Here is a 24,860-nt window from a genome sequence, read left to right as displayed (position 1 = left end):
CCTCAACGCCCTGATCTTGCCCCGCAATCTGTCTCAAATTCAATTGACGCTCCCCAGGCCGTCCTGGCCTGCAGGGTTGGCATAGCAGGGCGCGTAGCAGATCCCCGCCCACGCATCCCAACGCACACCGGATGTGCCCCACACAAGAAACGAGCCCCATGGCTGCCAGCGACAAACTACCCAACCTCAGCCTATACGCCTGGGTCGCCAAATTCCGGCGGCTGAATTACCAATCCAAAATCATGGTGATGGCGTTCATCGGCACGCACATGCCCTTGCTCAGCCTGGCTTGCTGGTTTGCGTTCCAGTCCACCCACGACTGGCACGTTCTCGTCCGCACCTTGTCGGTGGCGCTCGTCGCCACCCTTGCGGGCACGGCCATCACCCTGCTGGTCCTGCACCATCTGCTACGCCCCGTCGTCGCCACCGCCAGAGCCTTGCGCCTGTTCAGAGAGCACCGCCAACGGCTGGACCTGCCGACACAATTCACCGACGAGGTGGGCACGCTGATGGCAGACGCCCACCGCACGCTGGAGCAGCTGGACAAAACGATGGACGCACTGGAGTTTGTGGACGAGGTCACCGGCCTGCCCAACCGCAAACGTTTCGCCAACCGGGTACAAGAGCGCATGGCGCTTGGTCAGCCCTTTGCGGTGGCCATTGTGCGCGACGCCAACTTGACGCGCATTGCGGAAGCGGTTGACGCCCAGGGCTCCGAAGCGGCCGCGCGCATTCTGGCGCTACGCCTCGCCAAAAGAGGTCACCCCGAGGATCAGTTGTCGCGCATTGGCCCGTCCAAGTTCGGTTTCATCTTGCAGCTTCAGGATGCGTCGGACACCTGGCCGCTGGCGGCAGCGCGCTTGCGCGAAAGCCTGGCCTCGTCCGGCGGCGAAATGGCCATCAGTGGCATGACCTTTCGCCCGCAGCTTCAGGCCGGCATCGCGGCGTTTCCAGAAGATGGCCAAAGCGCGCAAATGCTGATTGATGCGGCAGTCAACGCAGCGTCATTGGCTGCCCATTCTGAAGTGCTGCTGCACACGGTGGAACAGCGCCGCGCGGTGGTCGAGCAATTAAAACTTGAACAGGATTTGCGCCGCGCATTGGAGCGCAACGAGTTCGTGCTGCACTACCAGCCCGTGTTCGATCTGCAAGTCGGCCGCGCCATTGGCGCAGAGGCGCTGTTGCGCTGGCAGCACCCCGAACGGGGGCTTGTACCGCCAGGCGCCTTCATTGGCACGGCCGAGGCATCAGGTCTGATCGAGCCTTTGGGCTTGTGGGTGATTCGGCAAGCTTGCCAACAGTTGGGCGAGTGGAACCGCACTGGTCTTGCCGGACTCCGCATGGCCGTCAACGTGTCTGCGCGGCAGTTTCTGGATCCGGCACTCAGACAGCACCTGCGAGACGCCATTGAGAGCGCACGCATCTCACCGGACCAGTTGGAAATCGAACTGACGGAAACAGTGGCCATGGTGGACCATGCTCACACGCGTCGGATGTTTTCGGCCTTGCGCAGCGACGGCCTGAGCATCGCGATCGACGACTTCGGCACCGGTTACGCCAGCATGAGCTACCTGCGCAAGCTGCCGGTCGACAAACTCAAAATCGACCGCGAGTTTGTGACCGATGTGCACCGCACGCGCCAGAGCCAGGCCATTTGCGGTGCACTCATCGAATTGGCGCAGGGGCTCGATTTGCGGATTCTGGCGGAGGGTGCAGAGCGGGAATCGGAGGTGCGGTATCTGGCGCAGCAGGGTTGCGACCTGTTCCAGGGCTACTATTTTTCGCGCCCGGTGTCGGCCGAACAATTCGCGCAATCGCTAACGGTGCCAGAAGGCATTCTGCGGCGGGTGCATGAGCCAATCACGCACCAAGCCATGCTGGCCCCACGCTAAAGCCGCATCCGTCAGGGCCAGTGACGAGACGCTGAAAGCGGTTTAGCCGCCCAGGCCCGCAAAGATGTTTTGCACGTCGTCGTTCTCGTCGATGGCGGCCAGAAAGGCCTCGACTTCTTCGAGTTGCTCGGCACTCAGGGTGGCCGGATCCACTGGATTCTTCGCCTTGTAGCCCAGCTTGGCCGACAGCACGGTAAAGCCTTGGGCGGGCAGCGCGCGGCTCACCAAGTCGAGGTCGGCGGCGTCGGTCAGGAACATGGTGACGCCTTCTTCGCCGGCTTCAAAGTCTTGCGCACCGGCTTCAATGGCGGCCAATTCTGGGTCAGCGCCTGCAGCGGCGGGCTCGGCCTCGATCATGCCCACGTGGTCGAAGTCCCAGGACACCGAACCCGAGGTGCCCAATTGGCCCTTGCGGAACAACACACGCATTTCAGGTGCGGTGCGGTTCACGTTGTCGGTCAGGCACTCGACCATCACCGGCACGCGGTGCGGCGCAAAGCCTTCGTAGATCACGTGGTCGAAATGCACCGACTCACCGGTCAGGCCCGCGCCTTTTTTGATGGCGCGGTCCAGCGTGTCTTTGGGCATGGACACCTTGCGTGCCTGCTCGATCACCAGCCGCAGCCGGGCATTGGCCGCAGGATCGGCGCCATTGCGCGCGGCAATCATGATGTCTTTGGCCAATTTACCGAACAGTCGGCCCCGAGCGTTTGCCGCGAGTTCCTTGCCTTTTGCTTTCCATTGCGCGCCCATGGCTGCAGTTCCTTGTATTGATTTGTTGTTGGGTTGGCTGCGCTCGGGTGTCAGACACGGGGCGCACAGCCCTCAATGTTAGCGCCGAAGCCCCTGCAACCGGCCGCGCAGAGAATTAAGAACGAGCCGACAGCGTAGCCTTAGGCCGCCGGTTTAGCCGCTAACCCATACGGCAGTTGCTGCACCACGTCCCAGGCAGGTCCATCGAACCACGGCGCGCCGTCCAGATAGGCGCGCAGCATGGGCAGCGCATCCACGCCCCAAAAGAGTTTGCCGTTGACCACAAAGCTCGGCACGCCAAACACACCGGCGGCGATAGCTTGTTCGGTACAGGTGCGCAGCAACTGCTTTACTTCGGCTCCCGTGGAGTCGCTGGCCGGTTGCAATTGCTGCTGCAGCGCCGTCAGGCGCGTGGCCTCCACGGCATCGGCCCCGCCCTGCCACACGTGGCGGAAGATATTGGCGCAGACGTGGCGATTGGGTTGCCCTTGTGCATCACAAGCCAGGCCCAAGCGCAGCAGCGGCAGCGGGTTGAACGGGTGTGCGGTCGGCATTGTCAAGGGAATGTGGTGCTCGGCCGCCAGCCACTGCACATGGCGGTAGAGCCATTCGCGCTTGGCCGGAATTTCCGCCGGGCCGCGTTGGCCGTGGTGTTGCAACACGCCGCCCAGCAACACCGGCTGATACGCCACGCTGTAGCTCAGGCCTTGCAGCACCTGCGGCAACCGCTCGAAGGCGATGTAGGCGTAGGGTGACACAAAGTCGAGGTAGAAGGTGATGTGGTGCATGCGTCTGGTCCCTGCTTCAGTCGACACAAGCCGCCAGACGCTCGTCGATGCGCGCCCACACCGTACGTTTGCCATCGGGCGCCATGCGGCTCCAGTCTGCAATTTCGCCAATGGTGCGCAGGCAGCCTTCGCACAGCGCGGTGGCCGGATCCATGCGGCAGACCGAGACACACGGCGACACCACCTCAACCGCATCTGCGGGCAAGGCATGGTAGGCCGCAGCGCGTTCTTGCAGATGCTGCCGTGGGGTCATGTCAGCACCGCCGGGCCGCCCCAAGGGCTGACGCACCCCCTCGGGGGGCAGCGAACGAAGTGAGCGATGGGGGCCGATTCATCTTATTCGGCCTTCACCACATCGGCCACCGGGGCCGAAGTCAGGCCTTCGAGGTCTTGCGGGCGCAACTGGAACACGCCGTGCGGATGGCCGGCTGCGGCCCACACCACGTCGAAACGGAACAGTTCGCGGTCGATCAGCGTGACCACCGGGCCCGCATGCCCCACGGGCGATACCCCGCCGATGGTGAAGCCGGTCTTGCTTTTGACGAAGTCGGCGTCGGCACGGCCCAGCTTGCCCACCAGCGCCGCCACCTTTTTCTCGTCCACACGCCGGTCGCCCGAGGTGATGACCAGCACCGCCGCGTCGTCCTCGGTGCGGCGGAAGATGATGCTCTTGGCGATCTGCCCGACCTCGATGCCCAGGGCATCGGCCGCTTGCTGCGCCGTGCGCGCGGCGTCGGCCAGCATCACGGGGCTGTGCGGATGGTTCTTGTCTTGCAGCACGGCAGCCACACGTTGCACACCTTCGGGCAGGGAATGGAGTTCAGCTCCGCACATGATCATCTGGCTTTCAAAAAGTTAAGAACGTGTTCTAAGACGTGCGCTTGTTTAGCAAAGCCGTGGCAGCGCGGGAGCCCGATTTTCGCCCCAAGTGCTCGCTGATGTATTGGCCGGCGTCCACCAGCTTTTGCAGGTCGATGCCGGTGTCGATATCCATGCCTTGCAGCATGTAGACCACGTCTTCGGTGGCCACATTACCTGTAGCACCCTTGGCGAACGGGCAACCGCCCAGGCCGGAAACCGAGGTGTCGTACTGCCACACGCCCATCTCGAGCGAGGCCAGCGTGTTGGCCAGCGCCTGGCCGTAGGTGTCGTGGAAGTGGCCCGACACGTCGTCCAGCGCATAGTGCTGCAGCGTGGCTTCCATGGCGCGCTGCACCTTGTGCGGCGTGCCCACGCCAATGGTGTCTGCCACGCCAATGTGCTGCACACCAATGCCCTTCATCAGCCCCGCCAGGTAGGCCACTTGCGAGGGCGCAATCTCGCCCTCGTAAGGGCAGCCGACCACGCAGCTCATCGCGCCGCGCACGTAGATGCCCGCAGCCCGCGCCGCCTCGACCACCGGCGCAAAGCGCTCGATGCTCTCGGCAATGCTGCAGTTGATGTTTTTCTGGCTGAAGGTCTCACTCGCGGCGCCAAACACCACGATCTCGTCCGGCTTGGCTGCCACGGCGGCCTCAAAGCCCTTGAGGTTAGGCGTCAGCACCGAATACCGCACGCCTGCTTGGCGCTGGATGCCGGCCATCACCTCAAGGTTGTCGGCCATTTGCGGCACCCATTTGGGCGAGACGAAGCTGGTGACTTCAATCTCCTTCAACCCAGCCGCTTGCAGGCGGTGCACCAGCTCGATTTTCACGGCGGCGGGCACCAGTTGTTTTTCGTTCTGCAGGCCGTCGCGCGGGCCTACGTCGACCAGTTTGACGCGGGTGGGCAGTGCCATGGTGGTGTCCTCTTTGATGTCTCTTAATAACCCTTGGCCGCATCGACGACGCCAGCAATCGCCTCGCCACGCTCCAACGCCTGGATCTTCTGGACGATCTGGCCAATGCTGAGATCGCGCTCGGTGCGCGCCGAGGTGTGCGGCGTGACGGTGATCTTGGAGTGCTTCCAGTAAGCGTGCTCGGTGGGCAACGGCTCGGTGTGGAACACGTCCAGCGTGGCGCCAGCCAGGTGGCCGCTGTCGACCAGGGCGATCAAGTCCTCGTCGACCACATGCGCGCCGCGCGCCACGTTGATGACGTAGCCGCCGGCCTGTAAACGGCCCAGGGTGTCACGGTTGAGCACGCCCACGGTGTCGGGCGTGAGCGGCACCAGGCAGACGAGGAAACGGCTGGCGGCCAAAAAGTCGTTGAACTGCTCTTGGCCGGCAAAGCAGCGTACGCCGTCGATGGTCTTGGGGCTGCGGCTCCAGCCGACGACCGGAAACTCAAACGTCGCCACCGCCTTGGCCACACGTTCGCCCAACACGCCCAGGCCCATGATGCCCACGGGGTATTCCGCGCGCACCTTGGGCGGGCGGAACGACCAGCGCTGGATGCGCTCGTCGGCATCACACACGTCCAGCCCACGGAAATGGCGGATGATGGCGTGGCACACGTACTCGGCCATCTGCACCGACATGCCGGCGTCGTCCAGACGCACCACGGGCACGCCCTCGGGCAGGCGCAAGCGCATCAGCGCGTCCACGCCGGCGCCGATGTTGAAGATACCCTTCAACTGCTTTTGCTCGTCGAGCAGCGTCTGCGGCGGTGCCCAGACCACGGCGTAATCGGCCTGCGGCGCGCCGGGCACCCATTCCTCGATCTCAGCTTGCGGCAGCGCCATGCGCAGGCTGCGCAGCCAGGGTTCGGGCTTGGTTCCGATGCAACTAAAGACGATACGCATGCAAAGCTTTCGTAGGTTTTATAAAAAATCCAAGTCTAAGTCAGCTACGAAGCCCTGTTGATCAACTGGACTTGCTATGCATTTTGAATTTTCAACAACTCCGCCCCCTCGGGCACCTGGTCGCCGGGCGCAAACAGCAATTCGGCCACCACGCCGTCGGCGGGGGCAGCAATGGTGTGTTCCATCTTCATCGCCTCCATCACGGCCAGCGGTTGGCCTTTCTTCACCGTGTCGCCCGCCTGCACGGCAAACGACACCATCTTGCCAGGCATGGGTGCGGTGAGTCGCCCGCCTTCGCCGTGCGCTTCACCGGCGTGGGCCAGCAGGTCGATCAGCTCGATCTGCGTAGCGCCATGAGGGGCGAAGACGTAGAGCGTGTCGCCCAGGCGGTCGACCTGCAGCGTGTAATGCGCGTCCAGATAGTCGATGACCACACCGCCTTGGGGACTAGAGCGGAACTGCAGCACACCCGCAAAGTCGTCCACGCGCAGGTGGTAGGCGCCATCGTGCAGGTAGCCCAGTTCCGCAGCCACGGCACGGCCGTGGAATTCGAAGGCGAAACGGCGGGTGTTGAAACCGGCGTTGCGCCAGCCGTCGCGCTGGCTCCAGGGGTCGCGCCAGCCAGCGGCTTGGCTGGCGGCAGAGGCCTCCTCGCTCAGCAGCGTGTGCGCGACGGCAGCCGCTGCGGCCACACTCAAGCCCACGCGCTCCTGGTGGAACAACACCGCCTCTTCACGCGGGATGAGCGCGGTGTCGAGGTTGGCCTTGGCAAACGATTCGCTGCGCAACACATGGCGCAAGAACTGCACGTTGGTGGCCAGGCCCACGATATGGGTTTGCGCCAGCGCGGCATCTAGCCTTGCCAACGCCTCTTCACGGGTGTTGCCGTGCACGATGAGCTTGGCCACCATCGAGTCGTAAAACGGGCTGATGGCGTCACCCTCGCGCACCCCGTCGTCCACGCGCACCAGGCCGCGCTCGAAGCTCACGCTGGCGGGCTTGCGGTACACGGCCAAGGTGCCAGTGGCGGGCAGGAATTGGTTGTCGGGGTTCTCGGCGCAAATGCGCGCCTCGATGGCATGGCCGTGGATGCGCAATTCGCTTTGCGCCAGTGGCAGCTTCTGGCCTGAGGCGACGCGCAATTGCCACTCCACCAGGTCCAGCCCGGTGATGGCTTCGGTCACCGGGTGCTCCACCTGTAGGCGGGTGTTCATCTCCATGAAGAAGAACTGCATTTCGCCACCCGGCTTTTGCTCGACGATGAACTCCACCGTTCCCGCACCGACGTAGTTCACGGCTCGTGCAGCGGCCACAGCAGCCTCGCCCATTTGTTTGCGCATGGCTTCTGTCATGCCGGGTGCGGGGGCTTCTTCCAGCACCTTTTGGTGGCGGCGCTGCACCGAGCAATCGCGCTCGAACAGGTAGACCACGTTGCCGTGCGTGTCGCCAAACACCTGGATCTCGATGTGGCGCGGGCGTTGCACATACTTCTCGACCAGCACCGCATCATCGCCAAAGCTGTTGATGGCTTCGCGTTTGCACGAGGCCAACGCTGCGGCAAAGTCTTCTGCCTTGTCGACCGCACGCATGCCTTTGCCACCACCACCCGCACTGGCCTTGATGAGCACGGGGTAGCCCATGCGGTCGGCCTCGCGCTGCAGCAGCGCTGGGTCTTGGTCGGCACCGTGGTAGCCGGGCACCAGGGGCACACCGGCCTTTTCCATCAACTGTTTGGACTCGGCCTTCAAGCCCATTGCCAAGATGGCAGCCGCTGGCGGGCCAATGAACACCAGGCCGGCCGCTGCGCAGGCGTTGGCAAAGTCTTCGTTCTCCGACAAGAAGCCGTAGCCGGGGTGGATGGCTTCGGCGCCCGTGGCGCGTGCGGCTTCGATGATGCGCTCCCAGCGCAGGTAGCTGTCTTTCGGTGCGCTGCCGCCGATGGCCACAGCCTCGTCGCACGCGACGACGTGTTTGGCACCGGCATCAGCTTCTGAGTAGACCGCCACCGTTTTGATGGCCATGCGCTTGGCCGTAGCAGCAACTCTGCAAGCGATTTCACCGCGGTTTGCGATCAGTATCTTTTTAAACATGTTGGGCCTCCGCGTTGAAATCGCTTGCGCACGCGATGCGTGCCAGACGATTTGGCTTCGCCGCTGCGCCACTGCGTGGCTGGTCACCACGATTCGCAATCAGGATTTTTTTAAACATCTAAGCCACCTTGGCAGAGCCATGAAAGAAAGAAGACACACCGCGCAGCACCACGCGCAAGAATTTGATCAACACCATCAGCAGCAGCACCGACAACACCAACGCAATGACCAGCGCCACACCAAACGCCAACGGGTGTTGCGTGGCGAGCCACACCACCGCTACCACCAACCCGTCTTCAAAGAACGACAGGAACCAGTTGGAAAACGGCTCTGGCGATGTGTTGGCCGCAGCACGCGTGGTCATCTTGGTGGCCAGCGCGGTGGCCGAGAGTGAGCCTCCCAACAGGCCTGCTGCCACAGCCATGGTGGCGTTATCGGCACCAAACACACCGGCGGCCAGCAGGGCGCCAGCGGGAATACGAATCACGGTGTGAATCGTGTCCCACACACTGTCGAGCCATGGAATCTTGTCGGCAAAAAACTCGACAAACAACATCACGCCACTGGCCGTCAGCACCACGGGGCTTTGCAAAATATGCAGGCCGGGTGGCAACGGCAGCCAACCGGCAGCGCCCATCAACCCCACCAGGAACACCACCGCATACAGCCTAAAACCGCTCGCCCAGCCCAACGCAGCAGCGAGCGCCAGCAGGCCCGGCATGTCGAGGCCAGAGGTGGCCTGCGCCACACCACTGCCCACCGCATCGGCCACGGCACCAGCGCCCTGCGTCACTTGCCGCGCGGTGTCGCCGTCGAGGTGCAAGCCCGCGCTGTGCAGCCATTGAATGATGTTCGTCCAGAGTTGTTCCATGGGAGTTGAGGTTCAGGGCGCGCCTGGGCTGGGGCTCACTGACTCAGCCAGCCTGGCTTGCGTTTTTGCAGAAACGCCTGCACACCCTCGCGGCCTTCGGCACTGGCGCGGATGTCGGCAATGCCCTGTACCGTATGCGCAATCAGCGCTGCATCAATCTCTCGACCCGTAACATCACGCAGCAATTGTTTGCACGCCACTTCGGCGGCGGGGCTGGCGTTGCACACGGCTTTGGCGAGTTCGGCCACCTTGGCATCCAAGGCGTCAGCCGCCACCACCTCATGCACCAGGCCAATGCGCAAGGCCTCGGCGGCGCTGAAGCGCTCGGCCGTCAAGAAGTAGCGCTGCGCCGCGCGTGCCCCCATGGCGCGCACCACGTAGGGGCTGATGGTGGCCGGGATCAAGCCAATACGCACCTCGCTCAAACAAAAGCCCGCGCCGTCCACGCTCACCGCCATGTCGCACGCGGCCACCAGGCCCACGCCGCCCGCATACACATCGCCCTGCACGCGCGCAATGGTCGGCTTGGGGCACTCGGCAATGACGCGCAGCATCTCGGCCAGCGCGCCCGCGTCCGCCAGGTTTTGCGCGCGGGTGTAGTCGGCCATGCGGCGCATCCAGTTGAGGTCGGCGCCGGCGCAAAAGGCCGTGCCAACGGCTGCGAGGACGATGCAGCGCACGTCTTCTCGTTGGCCTAACGCCGCAAACGTCTGTGTCAATTCGGCAATGACTTCGTCGTTGAAAGCGTTGCGGATGTCTGGGCGGTTGAGCGTGATGGTGGAGACGAAGCCACTTTGCGCGACGTTTATGGCCGAGGTCATTTTTTTTGCTCCGCTAACAAGAAGTAGACGAAATCCAGTACCGGGCACGGTTGCCCCAGCGCCGTGAGCGCTGCAGTCATTTGCCCCCGGTGGTGCGTGCTGTGGTTGAACACATGCCCCAGCGTGGTGGACAAGGGCAGCGAAACCGCTTGGCCGTTGGTGGTGGTGTAGTTGAAGACTTCATCAAAACGCGAGGCAGGCCAACTGGCAATCAACGGCTCCCAACCCAATGTGCCTGCGCGCAGGCGTTGGTCGAGCGCCAATCGATCTGTCTCGGCTTCATCTGCCAAATCCAGACGCGGAGGCATAGCGCCGGAGAACCGAACGAACCACAACAGCTGCTCGCCCACCAGCAGATGGTTCAACGTGCGATGGATGCTTTTAAAAAACAGGCCTACATCCCGCCGGTAGTCATCTTCTGGCAGCAACGCCACCGCATCAAGCAAATGCGCCGTAGCCCACACGTTGTAGCGTGCAAGGGTGCTGAAGTAGTCTTGGCTCTGCATGGATGGCCTTACATCCGGAACAAACCAAACTTCGCTTCAGGAATCGGCGCATTCAACGACGCGCTCAAGCCCAGCGCCAGCACACGGCGCGTGTCGGCGGGGTCGATCACGCCATCGTCCCACAGGCGGGCGGTGGCGTAGTACGGGTGGCCTTGTTCTTCGTATTGCTGGCGGATGGGGGCTTTGAAGGCCTCTTCTTCTTCGGCACTCCATGCGCCGCCTTTGCCTTCGATGCCGTCGCGCTTGACGGTGGCCAACACACCGGCCGCCTGCTCGCCGCCCATGACCGAGATGCGCGCGTTGGGCCACATCCACAAAAAGCGTGGCGAGTAGGCGCGGCCACACATGCCGTAGTTGCCGGCGCCAAAGCTGCCACCGATGATGACCGTGAACTTGGGCACGTTGGCCGTGGCCACGGCGGTCACCATCTTGGCGCCGTTGCGCGCAATGCCTTCGTTCTCGTATTTGCGGCCCACCATGAAGCCGGTGATGTTCTGCAAAAACACCAGCGGGATCTTGCGTTGGCAGCAGAGTTCAATGAAGTGTGTGGCCTTCAATGCCGACTCTGAAAACAGAATGCCGTTGTTGGCGATGATGCCCACCGGCATGCCTTCGATGCGCGCAAAGCCGGCGACCAGCGTGGTGCCGTAGCGGGCCTTGAATTCGTCGAACACACTGCCGTCCACAATGCGCGCAATGATCTCGCGCACGTCGAATGGTTTGCGCGTGTCGGTGGGGATCACGCCATAGAGTTCCTTGGCATCAAACTTCGGCGCCACAGGCGCGGTCAGCGCTTGTTCGTGCACCTTGGTTTTGTTCAGGTTGCCCACCGAGGCGCGGGCCAGCGCCAGCGCATGCATGTCGTCTTGCGCCAGTTGGTCGGCCACGCCTGAGAGGCGTGTGTGCACGTCGCCGCCGCCCAGGTCTTCAGCGCTCACCACTTCGCCCGTGGCGGCCTTCACCAGCGGCGGGCCACCCAAGAAGATGGTGCCCTGGTTCTTGACGATGATGGACTCGTCGCTCATGGCCGGCACGTATGCACCGCCTGCGGTGCAACTGCCCATGACCACGGCGATTTGCGCGATGCCCAGCGCGCTCATGTTCGCTTGGTTGAAAAAGATGCGGCCGAAGTGGTCGCGGTCGGGAAACACGTCGTCCTGGTTGGGCAGGTTGGCGCCACCCGAGTCGACCAGGTAGATACACGGCAGGCGGTTTTGCTGCGCCACTTCTTGCGCGCGCAAATGCTTCTTCACGGTAAGCGGGTAGTAGGTGCCGCCTTTCACTGTGGCGTCGTTGCAGACGATCACGCAGTCCATGCCGGCCACGCGGCCAATGCCGGTGATGACACCCGCGCAAGGCGCGCTGTCGCTGCCGTCGCGGTCGGGGTACATGCCGAGGGCGGCCAGGGGCGAGAGTTCGAGAAACGGCGTGCCGGGGTCGAGCAGCATTTGCACACGTTCACGCGGCAGCAGTTTGCCGCGTGCTGTGTGTTTGGCACGGGCCGCCTCGCCGCCACCGGCCGCAGCCTGCGCCGTCTTGGCGCGCAGGTCGTCGACCAACGTGGCCATGGCGGCGGCGTTGGCCTGAAACTCGGCCGAGCGCGAATTGAGTTTTGTCTCCAGTGCGGGCATGCGACGCTTCCTTTTATCTTTTATGACGTGAGGGCTGACTTGACGGCTTGCGGAGCATGGCACACGCAGAGAGGTGTGCCAACCTGCAAAAGTTGCACGTCAAATTGACGTTTACGTAAACGTCAATTCTAAAACCAAATTTACCGAACGTTTGTGTATCTTTAGCCCGGCAAACACACCCAACAGCCGCTGGGCAGGCTATAAAACAAGACCGTTCTGCTCTTCCCCTCAAGCCCTCACCCCACCCATGTCCACCGTCGAACTGGTTTCGCTGCTGCTGATGTTCGGCGCCATGTCGGGCCTGGTGGCGCAATGGGTGCCGGCTGTGCCTTTGCCGCTGCTGCAGATTGCGCTGGGCGCGGTGGTGACCTTGCCGCACCACGGGCTGCACGTGAAGCTCGACCCCGAGGTGTTCTTGCTGCTGTTCATTCCGCCGCTGCTGTTCTCGGACGGCTGGCGAATTCCCAAACGCGAGCTGTACCGGCTGCGCCGCCCCATCCTCACGTTGTCGTTCGGTCTGGTGCTGGCCACGGTGGTGGGCATGGGCTACTTTGTGCACTGGCTGATTCCAGGCATTCCCTTGTCCGTGGCGTTTGCCCTGGGCGCCGTGTTGTCGCCCACCGATGCGGTGGCCGTGTCGGCCATCGCCAAGCGTATGCGCATGCCGGCAGAGCTGCTGCACATGCTGGAAGGTGAGTCGTTGTTCAACGACGCCTCCGGCCTGGTGGCGCTGAAGTTCGCCGTGGCCGCCACGCTCACCGGCACGTTCTCGTTGCGCGACGCCAGCATCGACCTGGTGTGGATGTCGCTGGGCGGCGTGGCCGTGGGGGCGGGCTTGGCGTGGCTGTTTGTGCAGTTGCGCCACGTGGTCACGCGCCGGCTGCCGGAAGACGCCACGCTGCACATCGTGGTGCTGCTGTTGCTGCTGCCGTTTGCCACCTACGCGGTGGCCGAAAGGCTGGGTGTTTCGGGCATTCTGGCGGCGGTGGCCTGCGGCATCACCATCAACTTTGCCGACCTGGAACGCAGCGACCACGTGGCCGAACGCATGCAGCAGCAAAACGCCTGGAACATCATCGAGGCTACCTTCAACGGCATGATCTTCTTGCTGCTGGGCTTGCAGTTGCCCGCCATCATTGGCGACACGCTGGAGCACCACACCGGCAACGATTGGCATTTGCTCGGCTTTGTCGTGGCCATTTCCTTGGCCCTGCTGGCACTGCGTTGGGTGTGGATGACGCTGGCGGTTCAGCGCTCCATGCGCACCGCGCGGCGCCGTGGTCGGCAAGTGAGCCACCCCACCCCCCGCCTGGTGGCCGTGGCCACTCTCGCGGGTGTGCGCGGCACCATCACGCTGGCGGGCGCCTTGTCGGTGCCGCTCACCTTGCTGGATGGCAGCGCCTTCCCGGCACGCGAGCTGTTTGTGTTCATTGCCAGCGGCACCATTCTGTTCACCATGCTGGTGGCGGTACTCGGCCTGCCATTGCTGCTGCGCCACCAAACACACGAGACCGACTCGCCGCACTTGAGCGAGATCCGCGAGGCGCGTGTATTGGCCGCGCAGGCCGCGATTGAAACCATGGAGTCGGAGTCGCCGCACGCCAGCGCGCACCAGGAAGTGGAGTACGCCGAAGTCGCCACACGCATTGCGATGGAATACCACCGCCGCATCGAAAGCCTGACACCCGAGGCTACCAGCGCCGCCGAAACCCAACGCGAGCATCAGTTGGAAATGGCGCTGCGCCTGGTGTGCCTGCAAGCCGAGCGCACCGAGCTGTACCGCCTGCGTCGCGCCAACCGCATCAACGACCACGCCTTGCGTGACCTGGTGCAAGAGGTGGACTTGGCCGAGGTGGCGGTGCGCAAACACCTTGAAGGCACGTCGTCGCGGCATGGCGAGCTTTGACACGCTATCGCCGCATCAAGCGGTTTTGGCCGCCGTCAAACCCAGCTCGTCCTGCATCTGCTCGCGGATGCGAAACTTCTGGATCTTGCCGGTGATGGTCATGGGGAAGGCCGTCACAAAGCGCACGTAGCGTGGCACCTTGTAGTGCGCGATCTGCCCTTTGCAGAAGTCACGCACCTGGTCTTCATTCAAGGTTTGACCGGGGCGCGTGATGATCCAGGCGCATAACTCTTCGCCGTATTTGGCATCGGGCACACCCACCACTTGTACGTCCTGGATCTGCGGGTGGCGGTACAAAAATTCTTCGATCTCGCGCGGGTAGACGTTCTCACCGCCGCGAATCACCAGGTCTTTGATGCGGCCCACAATGTTGACGTAGCCTTCCGCGTCCATCGTCGCCAGGTCGCCGGTGTGCATCCAGCCCTCGGCATCAATCGCCTCGGCGGTTTTGGCCGGGTCGCCCCAGTAGCCGTGCATCACCGAATATCCACGCGTACACAGCTCACCCGAGACGCCTGCGTCGGTGATGTCGCCGGTAGCCGGGTCGATGATCTTCACCTCCAAGTGCGGCTGCACCGTGCCCACGGTGGACACACGGCGCGCCAGCGGTGTGGTGGTAGAGCTTTGGCAACTGACCGGGCTGGTTTCGGTCATGCCGTAGGCGATGGTGATCTCCGACAAATGCATGTCGCTCACCACGCGTTTCATCACCTCGGTGGGGCATGGCGAGCCGGCCATGATGCCGGTGCGCAGCGTCGACAAATCAAACTCTTTGAAGCGCGGGTGGTCGAGCTCGGCGATGAACATGGTGGGCACGCCGTGCAAGCCGGTGCACTTCTCGTCTTGCACGGTTTGCAATACGGTCAGCGGGTCGAAGCCGTCGTTTGGGTAGACGATGGTGGCGCCGTGCGTCAGGCACGCCAGGTTGCCCAGCACCATGCCAAAGCAGTGGTACAGCGGCACAGGAATACACAGCCGGTCGGCCGGCGTGAGCTTCATGCATTCGCCGATGAAGAAACCGTTGTTCAGGATGTTGCGGTGCGTGAGCGTGGCGCCCTTGGGGAAGCCGGTGGTTCCGCTGGTGAACTGCACGTTGATCGGGTCGGTGGCCTGGCATTGGCGCTGCGCTACCGCAACCGCTGGGTCGCCTCCCGGGCCTTTGATGCCCTGCGCCATCAGTGCCGAAAAGCGTTGCATGCCGGGTTCGTTTTGCATGTCGGCCGGGCTGTCGATCCACACCACCTGGCGCAGGGCGGGCAGTCTTTTGGATTGCAAGGCGCCTGGCTCGGCACTGCCCAACTCAGGGGCCAACTCGCGCAGCATGCCCAGGTAGTCGCTGGTCTTGAAACGCGCCATCGTCACCAGCGTTTTGCAGCCAACTTTGTTCAGCGCGTATTCCAACTCCGACGTGCGGTACGCCGGGTTGATGTTGACCAGCACCAGCCCCACCTTGGCGGTAGCCAGTTGCAGCAACACCCATTCGGCGTTGTTGTGCGACCAGATGCCCACGCGGTCGCCATGCACCAGGCCGCTGGCGAGCAATGCGCTGGCCAGCTGATCAGCGGCGTCGCGTAATTCGGCGTAGGTGTAGCGCAGGCCTTGGTGCACACACACCAGGGCTTCGCGGTCTGGATGCAGCGCGGACATGGTGTCGAAAAAGTCGCCGATGGTTTGTTCCATCAGGGGCACGTCGGTGGTGCCGCGGTCGTAGCTGCGGGTCAGGACTTGGGGGGCCATGAAGCTGTCTCCTCTCACACTTCGATTCGAGTGCGGTGTTTGATGCAACCTTAAACCACACAGCAGCGCATTTCACGCCAAAATGGTTGCAAATCATGCCAACTGATAAAACCATTGTTCCACGCCCATCGCGCACAGCCGCCACGCCCATGGCGTTCGTTCACGGCGTATTACAAGCGTATGTGGCGTATGGCAAAAGCCCACAACGGGTGCTGGAAGTGGCACAAATTACGCCAAAGATGCTCGCCAACCCAGCAGCGCGGGTCACGGCTGGGCAGTTTGAACTGCTGTCGGCCAGCGCCATGCAGGAGTTGGACGACGAAGCGCTGGCTTGGTTCAGCCGCCCCCTGCCGTGGGGCAGCTACGGCCTGTTGTGCCGCGCCAGCCTCAGCGCGCCGAACCTGGGTGTGGCCTTACAGCGCTGGTGCCGACATTTGCATCTGCTGGTGGACGACGTGACGCTGCAGTTGCACGCGGCGGATGGCGTGGCCCATCTGCAGATCCACCATACCGCCCAAAAGCCGCTGCCCGAGTTCTGCTTGGTGACCTTGCTGCGCAGCGTGCACGGCTTTGCGTGCTGGGCGGTCGATACCCGCATCTTGCTGCAGGAGGCGCATTTTCCGTTTGCGGCCCCGGCGCATGCCGAGGTCTACCCGCTGCTGTTTCCCGGCGCGCGCATCCATTTCAATTCGGCCAATGCCTTGGTCGCGGGCTTCAGCTTCACCAGCGACCACTTGGCCCTGCCGCTGGTGCGCGACGAAGCCGCCACCCGGGCGATGCTGCGCCGCGCGGTGTCGCTTACCGTGCGCCCCTACCGCCGCACCCGGCAACTGGCGGCCCAGGTGCGCACGCTGTTGCGGCAAGACAGCGCGGGCGCCGCCGAAGCCTTGGCGCACCAGCTCAACATTTCGGTGCGCACGCTGCACCGCCAGTTGTTGGCCGAGGGCACGACGCTGTTGGCGCTGAAGAACGAAGCCCGGTTGGCACACGCCACCACGCTGCTGCGCAAGAGCGCGATGCCGCTCAAGAAGGTGGCGCTGGCCGTGGGTTTTCAGAACGAAAAGAGTTTTGCGCGGGCTTTCCACACCTGGACGGGCCAGCCGCCAGGCGCGTTTCGCAAGTCTGCAGAAACCGGTTAGACGGCCTAGGCTGCCAGCAACTCCGGCAGTTCACGCATGTCGGTGAACACCTGCGCCACACCCAGGTCGCGCATGGCTTGCACGCCGCTGTGGCCCACGCTGCTGGGGCAGTAGCCAAAGACGGTGGCGCCAGCGGCCAGCCCAGCGGCGGCACCGGTCACGGTGTCCTCCACCACGGCGCAGCGTTTTGGGTCGACGCCCAGCGCGGCGGCGGCGGCCAGGTACACGTCGGGCGCGGGTTTGGAACGCGGCATTTCATGGCCGCTGAAGATGCGGCCGCTGAAATAAGGCATCAGCCCAACTTTTTCGAGTTGCAGTTCGACCTTGAAACGATCCGCCCCCGAGGCGCAGGCAATGCGCCCGTCGAATGCCTGGTGGATTTGCTGGATGGCGGGCACCACATAGGGCACGGCCAGCAGGCGATCTTCCAGCCCCTGGTTGCGGCGGGCGCGAAACTCGGCCATCCATTCGGGCGTGACGGGTTTGCCGGTGTTGGCGGCAATGGTGTGGGCCTCGTCCATCACGGCTTTGCCGACAAAAACCGCCATACATTCCTCGACCGTCAGCACCCAGCCTTGTTCTTCGAGCATGTCGCGCAGCACGCCGTTGGTGATCGGCTCCGAATCGACCAACACCCCATCGCAATCAAACAAAACACCGGCAAATTTCATATCGCAGTTTCCTTTGGCTTGGATGGTACCAACAGCCGCTTTTCAGACGGTTTCCACGTGCTTTTACGGAGGGCAACAGACGCCAAGCGCGCTATGCTTCCACCATGGCCCACCTCTTGATTGCCGAAGACGATGAATTGCTGCGCGACGCCCTCTCCGCGCAGTTGACGCAGGCTGGCTACAGCGTCTCCACCGCTGCCGACGGCGCGCTGGCGCAGGGCCAGTTGGAAACAAGCCGTTTTGACGGCGTGATTCTCGACCTGGGTTTGCCGCAGATCGATGGCATTACCCTGCTGTGCTGGATTCGCCGCCGCCTTGCCGCCTTGCCCGTGTTGATTCTGACGGCGCGCGACGGCATTGAAGAGCGCGTGGAAGGCCTGAATGCCGGCGCCGACGACTACCTCACCAAACCCTTCAATATGGCCGAACTGCAAGCGCGCCTGCAAGCCATGCTGCGTCGCGCGCGGTTACCAGCGTTTGGCGGCTCGCTGGAGATCACCGAAAAAGGCACGCGCAGCCTGCGCGTCGACGCCACCCTGCCGCGCGCCTGGCTGGGTGACGAGGCTCTGGAATTAACGCCTCGTGAATGGGTGCTATTGGGCTTGCTGGTGGCCAACACCGGCCAGGTGGTGAGCCGCGAAGACGTGCTGGCGGCCTGGCAGTCGGCTCCAGCCGACACGCCCAGCGGCAGCACGGTGGCGGCGTCGAACGCGCTTGAAGTCTATGTGCACCGCCTGCGGCGCAAGCTTGGCGATTCGAACCTCAACATCCGCAACGTGCGGGGCCTGGGCTATCTGCTGGAGCAAGGCCCGTCATGAAAGGCCACCCGGCTGATCCCGCATCGACCTCTTTATCCCAACTCCATAGCCGCCTCACGGTGCAAGCCCCGGTGTACGGTGCCGCCGCTGCGCCACCAGCCACCGCCCCCGGCCGTTCGCTCAAACGCGTGCTGCTGCTGTGGCTGCTGCTGCCGCAGGTGCTGCTGTGGCTGGTCGGCGGCGTGCTGGCCTACCGCATCGCGCTGAGCTACGCCGAAAACACCATCGACCGCTCGCTTACCGAGTCGTTGCAGGCCCTGGCCCGCCAGGTCAAACCATTGGGCTCGGGCCTGCTGGTGGACTTTCCGCGCGCCGCACAAGATGTGTTGGAGCAAGATCCGAAAGACAAGCTGAGCTACATGGTGTCGTCACCGCCCGGCCGGTTTGTGCTGGGCAACCAAAACCTGCCGCCGCCGCCCGTGGAGGCCAACCCCATGACGGGCGAGCCGCTGCTCTACAACTCCGAGCTTGACGGCAAACCCGTGCGTGTGGCCCTGCTGGAAGTGAACTACGGCGAAGCCAACGCCCCGCAACGCCTGCGGGTGCAAATCGCCAAGGGCATGACGGTGCAGCACCGCATTGCCCGCGAGTTGGTGGCCGACATGCTGTTGCCCCTGCTGTTGCTGGGCATCTTGCTGGGCGCGCTGATCACCGCCGGCATCACCCGTGGCCTGCGCCCCTTGCAGCGGCTGGAAGACTCGGTGGGTGCGCGCACCGGCCGCAACCTGGCCGAACTGCCGCCCATCGCCCTGACCCAAGCCCCGCTGGAAGTGCATTCGTTGGCCACCGCCGTGAACGAACTGCTGGCCGCCGTGCAACGCAGCGTGCAGCAAGAAAAACGCTTCTTGAACGACGCCGCCCACCAACTGCGCACTCCGCTGGCCGGCCTCATCAGCCAAACCGAACTGGCCCTGCGCGAGGCCGACCCGCAGGCCCTGCAAGAGCGGCTACGCAAGGTGCACTCCGGCGCGCTGCGTAGCGCGCACCTGGTGCACCAGTTGCTATCGCTGGCGCGCACCGATGCAGACATTCAACTCGCCCCGTTTGACGCCGCCGCCCTGGCCCGCGAAGTGGCCCGCGACTGGACGCCCCGCGCGCTGCAACACAGCGTGGACTTGGGCTACGAAGGTGTAGACCACCTGATGCTGCTAGGCGAAAAGCTGCTGCTGCGCGAGGCCCTGAGCAACCTGATCGACAACGCGCTGCAGTACGCGGGCGCCAACAGCACGGTGACCTTGCGCGTGAGTGTGAACCCGGCCAATCCGCAGCAGGCGTGTATTGAGGTGGAGGACAACGGGCCGGGTTTGGCGCAGGCCGATTTGGCGCGGGTGTTTGAGCGCTTTTGGCGGGCGAGCGAGGCACCGGGGGGGTGTGGCTTGGGGCTGGCGATTGTGCAGAGTATTGCGGTGCGGCATGGGGGGACTGCGGATGTGCAGTTGGTGGTGCCGCGGGGGTTGCGGGTGAGGTTGTTGTTGCCGGTTGCTGTGTGAGTTTTTATTGGCGCTGCTGGCCGGGAGTCGCCCGGCGGCGAGTAACTTTCTCTTGGGTCGCCAAGAGAAAGTCACCAAAGAGAAGGCGACCCCACTATCTGCGTCCCTTCGCAAAGCGAAGGGCAAACCTGCGCTGAGCGGTTTTGGCGGGGTTTCGCTGGAACTCGCCTGCGGCTCAGACAGCCAGCGAAACTGATCCCACCAAAACCGCCCATCGCAGGCGCAGCTAGAAGGGGCTGCGATACCGAATTCAACCCGGCTCGCTACGCATCGCACGGATGTTGAATCCGGGCCGAGCGAAGCAATGGCCCGTCTGGTTTCCACCTCCCGTCAGGCCGGGCCTGTGATGGGTGGGGTTGGTGGGATCAGGGCTGGTGGCTGTCTGAGCGGAACGCGAGTTCCACCAGACTCCCACCAACCCCACCCAGCGCAGGTTTGCCCTTCGCTCCGCGAAGGGTCCCGGCATGTGGGTCGCCTTTCTTTGGCCTACGTTTCTTTGGCGAGACAAAGAAAGCTAGGTCGCCGCCGGGCGACTCCCGGCCAGCGGCGCCAATCAACACCCCTCACCCCTTGAGATAGTCCAACTCCACAGTCCCCAACGCCAACGTCAAATCCGCGATGTAATGCACCGCCGAAACGATGCCCAACACCGGCAAATCCGCCACCGGCGCCAACGCATGCGAGTGCAACTCCAACGCCGCCGGCGCCGTCCACGCACCCTTGATCGTCACGTCCGTCGTGTAGTACCGCACCAACTCGCAGATACGCGGCGTGCCATCCACATGCGGAATCACCTTCAGCAAAAAGTTCGGAGCCTCAGCACCCGCCTTCACCACCGCATGGTCTACCGGTTGGTGTTTGAACCCCATTGTGGCGGTGGCGATGCGTACGCGGCCGTAGTCGAGTGTGCCGACAATCGTGTCGGTTTCGTAGCTCAGCACCGGCGTGGCCAGCTTCTTGGGGAAGCCCCACAGCTCGCGCCCACCGGCTATCGGCGGATGGTCGTTCAAGAACATCGAGTGCACGTAGTTGCCCTTCTCCACGCCGCGCGCACTGCGCAGTTGCACGGGGATGACTTGGCCGCTTTCGGTGTAGTCGCCAAAGCCGGTGGAGTCGGGCATACGAATGAACTCGTACTTCACCACAGGCTCCACCACCTCCAGCGGCTCGGGCACCACGGCGCGCAGGGCGTCGGGGTCGGTGCGGTAGGTGATGACGACGAATTCACGGTTCACAAAACGATACGGCCCCGGCGGGAACGCAGGGGCCGTAACAGGCATGGAGTAGGCGCGCTGGATGTCCGCAATCTTCATCAGAGGTGCTCCTTCAAAAAGGAACATGATGAACCGGAACAACGGCGCGCATATGTCCGGCGCGCTCAAGTTGTAAGGGCCTGTGTAGGCCCTGTCACAACGTGCAATGTTTTCAGCCGCCCAGGCCGAGGCGCTCGCAGATTTGCAGCGTGGCCGCACTCTGGTTCATGGTGTAGAAGTGGATGCCGGGCACACCGCCGGTGCGCAACTGGTCGCACAACTCGGTCACCACGTCCAGGCCAAAGGCTTTGATGGAAGCGGTGTCGTCGCCAAAGGCTTGCAGGCGCAGGCGAATCCAGCGCGGGATCTCGGCGCCGCAGGCGTCCGAAAAGCGCATCAACTGCGTGGAGCTGCCAATCGGCATGATGCCGGGCACCACCGGAATGTCGGCGCCAGCCGCACGCGACTCGTCCACAAAGCGCCAGTAGGCATCAGCGCTGTAGAAGTATTGGGTGATGGCAGCATCGGCACCGGCACGCACCTTGGTGACGTAGGCATCGATGTCGGCTTGCGGCGAGCGCGCCTGAGGGTGCACTTCCGGGTAGCAAGCCACTTCGAGATGGAAGTCGCGGCCCGTTTCAGCACGGATGAAGGCCACCAGGTCGCTGGCGTACTGGAACTCTCCGCCAGCGCCATAGCCACTGGGCAAGTCGCCGCGCAAGGCCACCAGGCGCTTCACGCCCATGGCCTTGAGTTGCGCCAACTGCTCGCGCACGGTGGCACGCGTGGCGCCCACACACGAAAAGTGGCTGGCCGCAGGCACACCTTCAGCCAGAATTTCAGACACGGCCGCAAACGTGCCGTCTTGCGTGGAACCGCCGGCACCAAACGTCACCGAGCAGAACTCGGGGCGCAGCTTGTACAACTCTTGGCGCACCACGCGCAGCTTGGCCGCACCTTCAGGCGTTTTGGTGGGGAAAAACTCCAAGCTCAGGGGAAGACTCTTAGCCATGGCTCATGCCACCTTTTTAGCGTAAATAAAGAACTCACGGTTGCCGTCGCCACCGGCCACAGGGCTGTCAAACCAATCCAGCACTTCAAGCTCCAGCTCGGCACAGCACTCGCGCAGGCGGGCTTCGACCAGCGGGTACATGGCGTCGTCGCGCACGATGCCGCCCTTGCCTACCTGGCCGGGTTGCAATTCAAACTGCGGTTTCACCAGCATCAGCAACACACCGTTTTCGGCCAACAGCGGCACCAGCGCGGGCAAGATCAGCGTGAGCGAGATGAATGACACGTCGCCCGTCACCAGGTCAAACTCGGGCTCGGTGTCGACGTCGTCAAAACCCGCCTTGCGGCGCAGCTCAGCACGCGCCGATGCGGGCGAATCTGGGGTGGACGAAGAAGACACTGCACGCGCGTTCATCTTGCCCGCGGCCTGGGCCACATGCGCCTCAACTTCGGCATCGTCCGCATCGTCGCTGTCGTCGTAGTCGGTGACTTCGCCGCCGCTGTTCATCCAGGCGTAAGGCGCTTGCGGTTCTGGGTCGTCCTCGGCCGGGGGCTCCCACTGCTCGGACAACACGTATTCGCAGGCTTCTTGCAGCGATTCGGGGGTGAGCGAACGTGCGTTCAAGCCTTCGACACACAGCACGCGCGCGTCTTCACGCAGCTTCGGGTGCAACTGGCCGTGGCCCACGTCCACACCAATGACCTGCACCGCACCGGCTTGCAGCAAACAGTCGGTAAAACCACCGGTGGACTGGCCCACGTCGAGCACCTTCAGGCCATCCACACTCAGTGCCACGTGCTTCACCGCGGCTTCGAGTTTGAGCCCGCCGCGCGACACGTAGCGGGCCTCGGCGTCGTCGAGCAGCTCGATCTTGGCGCCCACCGGAATGTCGTCCTTGTTCTTGGCCACGGTGCGCCATTTGATGCCATCAAACCAGCGCATGCCACCGGCAATCAGCCGCACGGCCTGGGAACGGGAGGCGGCCATGCCGCGCTCTACTAACAATTGATCGGCACGCATGTGGATTCGAAGTTGGGTTCAGTAAATGTCAGTGGGCCACCAGACTGTTCACCACCGCCCATGCAGCGGTGAACAGCCGGCTAGGCCCTAGCCGGGTGGCTTAATAGCGGTAGGTATCTGGCTTGTAAGGGCCGTTTTTATCCACACCGATATAGGCGGCTTGTGCGTCCGTCAGCGTGGTCAGCATCACGCCAACCTTCTTCAGGTGCAGGCGCGCGACTTTTTCGTCCAGGTGCTTCGGCAGCACGTACACCTTGCCAGCCTTGTAGGCATCTGGCTTGGTGAACAGTTCGATCTGCGCGATGGTTTGGTTAGCAAACGACGAGCTCATCACGAAGCTAGGATGGCCCGTGCCGCAGCCCAGGTTCACCAGGCGGCCCTTGGCCAGCAAGATGATCTTCTTGCCGTCTGGGAACTTGATGTGGTCGACTTGTGGCTTGATTTCTTCCCACTCGTACTTTTCGATCGAAGCGACGTCGATTTCATTGTCGAAGTGGCCGATGTTGCAGACGATGGCCTGGTCCTTCATGGCGACCATGTGCTCGTGGCGGATCACGTCGCGGTTGCCGGTGGTGGTCACGAAGATGTCGGCCTTGTCAGCCGCGTATTCCATGGTCACAACCTTGTAGCCTTCCATGGCGGCTTGCAGGGCGTTGATCGGGTCGATTTCGGTCACCCAGACTTGGGCGCTCAGAGCGCGCAGGGCTTGGGCCGAGCCCTTGCCCACGTCGCCGTAGCCGGCCACCACGGCAACCTTGCCGGCGATCATCACGTCGGTGGCGCGCTTGATACCGTCGACCAGCGACTCGCGGCAGCCGTACAGGTTGTCGAACTTGCTCTTGGTCACCGAGTCGTTGACGTTGATGGCGCGGAACAGCAGCGTGCCCTTGGCGGACATTTCGTTCAGGCGGTGCACGCCGGTGGTGGTTTCTTCGGTCACGCCGATGATTTCAGCCGACTTGCGGGTGTACCAGGTGGGGTCCACAGCCAGCTTGGCCTTGATGGCGGCAAACAGCAGGGTTTCTTCTTCGCTGGTGGGGTTGGCGATGACGCTGAGATCCTTCTCGGCGCGTTGGCCCAGGTGCATCAGCAACGTGGCGTCGCCGCCGTCGTCCAGAATCATGTTCGGGCCTTCGCCGGGCGTGCCCTTGGCGCCGAAGTCAAAAATGCTGTGGGTGTAGTCCCAGTAGTCTTTCAGCGACTCGCCCTTGATGGCGAACACGGGCGTGCCAGCGGCGGCAATGGCGGCGGCAGCGTGGTCTTGGGTCGAGAAGATGTTGCACGAAGCCCAACGCACGGTGGCGCCCAGGGCTTGCAGGGTTTCGATCAGCACGGCGGTCTGAATCGTCATGTGCAGCGAACCGGTGATGCGGGCGCCCTTCAGGGGCTGGGCAGCAGCGAATTCTTCGCGGATGGCCATCAGGCCGGGCATTTCGGTTTCGGCCACGCGGATTTCGCGCTGGCCCCAGGCGGCCAGGTTGATATCGGCAATGGCTTGGTCAGCGGTATGGATGGGCTTGACGACGGCGTTCATAGGGGTGCTCCAAGGCAAGTTGGTAAGCCACTGCGCCGTCGGGGATACGCTTTTGCGAAAACGTCTCACCTCACGGGCAGTGGGTGAGCGCGGTTTGCATGATGTTGGGTTCCGAGCCTCACACCCCACTTGGGTTGCTGCAGCGCTCCTCGGAATTGGGCAGATTATACGGAGGCCAAACTGCGCTACGCGCGCGGGAGCCATCTT

Annotated in this window: 22 protein-coding genes and 1 riboswitch; of the genes, 5 read left to right on the top strand and 17 right to left on the bottom strand. The window is 63.3% G+C overall.

The window, feature by feature from the left end; genetic code table 11:
- Nucleotides 1-158: 158 nt before the first annotated feature.
- Nucleotides 159-1,892 carry a putative bifunctional diguanylate cyclase/phosphodiesterase gene (locus ACPWMG_RS04075; protein ID WP_483303380.1) on the top strand — a complete coding sequence of 578 codons (1,734 nt, stop codon included), beginning with the start codon at nt 159-161 and terminating at the stop codon, nt 1,890-1,892.
- A 42-nt stretch (nt 1,893-1,934) separates the two neighbouring features.
- On the opposite strand, the gene ACPWMG_RS04070 is transcribed toward ACPWMG_RS04075, so the two are convergent.
- The 11 genes from ACPWMG_RS04070 to ACPWMG_RS04020 all read right to left on the bottom strand — a co-directional run bounded on the left by ACPWMG_RS04070 (nt 1,935) and on the right by ACPWMG_RS04020 (nt 12,073).
- The gene (locus ACPWMG_RS04070) at nt 1,935-2,645 is read right to left on the bottom strand and encodes a YebC/PmpR family DNA-binding transcriptional regulator (protein WP_483303379.1); all 711 of its coding nucleotides are present in this window, start codon (nt 2,643-2,645) and stop codon (nt 1,935-1,937) included.
- Nucleotides 2,646-2,785: 140 nt separating this feature from the next.
- Nucleotides 2,786-3,433, bottom strand: a complete 648-nt coding sequence (locus tag ACPWMG_RS04065; protein ID WP_483303378.1) for a 2-hydroxychromene-2-carboxylate isomerase — start codon at nt 3,431-3,433, stop codon at nt 2,786-2,788.
- Between the two features lie 16 nt (nt 3,434-3,449).
- The gene (locus tag ACPWMG_RS04060) at nt 3,450-3,686 is read right to left on the bottom strand and encodes a DUF1289 domain-containing protein (protein WP_483303377.1); all 237 of its coding nucleotides are present in this window, start codon (nt 3,684-3,686) and stop codon (nt 3,450-3,452) included.
- 83 nt (nt 3,687-3,769) lie between these two features.
- Entirely contained in the window at nt 3,770-4,267 is a 498-nt protein-coding gene (locus tag ACPWMG_RS04055) for a YbaK/EbsC family protein (protein ID WP_483303376.1), read from the bottom strand.
- A gap of 34 nt (nt 4,268-4,301) precedes the next feature.
- The gene (locus tag ACPWMG_RS04050) at nt 4,302-5,210 is read right to left on the bottom strand and encodes a hydroxymethylglutaryl-CoA lyase (protein WP_483303375.1); all 909 of its coding nucleotides are present in this window, start codon (nt 5,208-5,210) and stop codon (nt 4,302-4,304) included.
- A 23-nt stretch (nt 5,211-5,233) separates the two neighbouring features.
- Nucleotides 5,234-6,154 carry a 2-hydroxyacid dehydrogenase gene (locus ACPWMG_RS04045; protein ID WP_483303374.1) on the bottom strand — a complete coding sequence of 307 codons (921 nt, stop codon included), beginning with the start codon at nt 6,152-6,154 and terminating at the stop codon, nt 5,234-5,236.
- A gap of 74 nt (nt 6,155-6,228) precedes the next feature.
- On the bottom strand, nt 6,229-8,244 hold the full coding sequence (locus tag ACPWMG_RS04040) for an acetyl/propionyl/methylcrotonyl-CoA carboxylase subunit alpha (protein ID WP_483303373.1): 2,016 nt from the start codon (nt 8,242-8,244) through the stop codon (nt 6,229-6,231).
- Between the two features lie 118 nt (nt 8,245-8,362).
- Nucleotides 8,363-9,115 carry a DUF4126 domain-containing protein gene (locus ACPWMG_RS04035; protein WP_483303372.1) on the bottom strand — a complete coding sequence of 251 codons (753 nt, stop codon included), beginning with the start codon at nt 9,113-9,115 and terminating at the stop codon, nt 8,363-8,365.
- Nucleotides 9,116-9,150: 35 nt separating this feature from the next.
- Nucleotides 9,151-9,936 carry an enoyl-CoA hydratase/isomerase family protein gene (locus ACPWMG_RS04030; RefSeq protein ID WP_483303371.1) on the bottom strand — a complete coding sequence of 262 codons (786 nt, stop codon included), beginning with the start codon at nt 9,934-9,936 and terminating at the stop codon, nt 9,151-9,153.
- Nucleotides 9,933-10,442 (bottom strand): DinB family protein, encoded by a 510-nt coding sequence (locus ACPWMG_RS04025; RefSeq protein WP_483303370.1) that lies wholly within the window; start codon nt 10,440-10,442, stop codon nt 9,933-9,935. The genes ACPWMG_RS04030 and ACPWMG_RS04025 overlap by 4 nt, the downstream gene beginning before the upstream one ends.
- Nucleotides 10,443-10,450: 8 nt before the next feature.
- Nucleotides 10,451-12,073 carry a carboxyl transferase domain-containing protein gene (locus ACPWMG_RS04020; protein WP_483303369.1) on the bottom strand — a complete coding sequence of 541 codons (1,623 nt, stop codon included), beginning with the start codon at nt 12,071-12,073 and terminating at the stop codon, nt 10,451-10,453.
- A 247-nt stretch (nt 12,074-12,320) separates the two neighbouring features.
- Between ACPWMG_RS04020 and ACPWMG_RS04015 the strand changes: the two genes are divergently transcribed.
- Complete coding sequence (locus tag ACPWMG_RS04015; protein WP_483303368.1) at nt 12,321-13,979, top strand: Na+/H+ antiporter; 1,659 nt, start codon at nt 12,321-12,323, stop codon at nt 13,977-13,979.
- A gap of 15 nt (nt 13,980-13,994) precedes the next feature.
- Here ACPWMG_RS04015 and ACPWMG_RS04010 read toward each other — a convergent pair whose 3' ends face one another.
- Nucleotides 13,995-15,716 carry an AMP-binding protein gene (locus ACPWMG_RS04010; RefSeq protein ID WP_483303367.1) on the bottom strand — a complete coding sequence of 574 codons (1,722 nt, stop codon included), beginning with the start codon at nt 15,714-15,716 and terminating at the stop codon, nt 13,995-13,997.
- A gap of 95 nt (nt 15,717-15,811) precedes the next feature.
- Here ACPWMG_RS04010 and ACPWMG_RS04005 point away from each other — a divergent pair, with 95 nt between their 5' ends.
- Nucleotides 15,812-16,855 carry an AraC family transcriptional regulator gene (locus tag ACPWMG_RS04005; RefSeq protein WP_483303366.1) on the top strand — a complete coding sequence of 348 codons (1,044 nt, stop codon included), beginning with the start codon at nt 15,812-15,814 and terminating at the stop codon, nt 16,853-16,855.
- Between the two features lie 5 nt (nt 16,856-16,860).
- On the opposite strand, the gene ACPWMG_RS04000 is transcribed toward ACPWMG_RS04005, so the two are convergent.
- Entirely contained in the window at nt 16,861-17,526 is a 666-nt protein-coding gene (locus tag ACPWMG_RS04000; protein WP_483303365.1) for an HAD family hydrolase, read from the bottom strand.
- A gap of 104 nt (nt 17,527-17,630) precedes the next feature.
- Here ACPWMG_RS04000 and ACPWMG_RS03995 point away from each other — a divergent pair, with 104 nt between their 5' ends.
- Together ACPWMG_RS03995 and ACPWMG_RS03990 are read left to right on the top strand one after the other, a co-directional pair.
- Nucleotides 17,631-18,344, top strand: a complete 714-nt coding sequence (locus tag ACPWMG_RS03995) for a response regulator transcription factor (protein ID WP_483303364.1) — start codon at nt 17,631-17,633, stop codon at nt 18,342-18,344.
- Nucleotides 18,341-19,834: a sensor histidine kinase gene (locus ACPWMG_RS03990; protein ID WP_483303363.1), complete on the top strand. Its 1,494-nt coding sequence runs from the start codon at nt 18,341-18,343 to the stop codon at nt 19,832-19,834. Before ACPWMG_RS03995 ends, ACPWMG_RS03990 begins: the two co-directional genes overlap by 4 nt.
- A 563-nt stretch (nt 19,835-20,397) precedes the next feature.
- On the opposite strand, the gene ACPWMG_RS03985 is transcribed toward ACPWMG_RS03990, so the two are convergent.
- The 4 genes from ACPWMG_RS03985 to ahcY all read right to left on the bottom strand — a co-directional run bounded on the left by ACPWMG_RS03985 (nt 20,398) and on the right by ahcY (nt 24,653).
- The gene (locus tag ACPWMG_RS03985) at nt 20,398-21,147 is read right to left on the bottom strand and encodes an acetoacetate decarboxylase (protein ID WP_483303362.1); all 750 of its coding nucleotides are present in this window, start codon (nt 21,145-21,147) and stop codon (nt 20,398-20,400) included.
- A 112-nt stretch (nt 21,148-21,259) separates the two neighbouring features.
- Complete coding sequence (gene metF / locus ACPWMG_RS03980) at nt 21,260-22,099, bottom strand: methylenetetrahydrofolate reductase [NAD(P)H] (RefSeq protein ID WP_483303361.1); 840 nt, start codon at nt 22,097-22,099, stop codon at nt 21,260-21,262.
- Nucleotides 22,100-22,102: 3 nt separating this feature from the next.
- Nucleotides 22,103-23,119, bottom strand: a complete 1,017-nt coding sequence (locus tag ACPWMG_RS03975) for a TlyA family RNA methyltransferase (protein WP_483303360.1) — start codon at nt 23,117-23,119, stop codon at nt 22,103-22,105.
- A gap of 100 nt (nt 23,120-23,219) precedes the next feature.
- On the bottom strand, nt 23,220-24,653 hold the full coding sequence (gene ahcY / locus ACPWMG_RS03970; protein WP_483303359.1) for an adenosylhomocysteinase: 1,434 nt from the start codon (nt 24,651-24,653) through the stop codon (nt 23,220-23,222).
- Nucleotides 24,654-24,731: 78 nt separating this feature from the next.
- A riboswitch (S-adenosyl-L-homocysteine riboswitch) is annotated at nt 24,732-24,810 on the bottom strand.
- Nucleotides 24,811-24,860 lie beyond the last annotated feature (50 nt).

The organism is Hydrophilobacter chitinilyticus (genome assembly GCF_049860745.1).
In the GTDB taxonomy this organism is placed as follows: Bacteria; Pseudomonadota; Gammaproteobacteria; order Burkholderiales; family Burkholderiaceae_C; genus Rhodoferax_B.
Note: the sequence above shows the minus strand (reverse complement) of the source record. Positions and strands in the feature narration are given on the sequence as shown.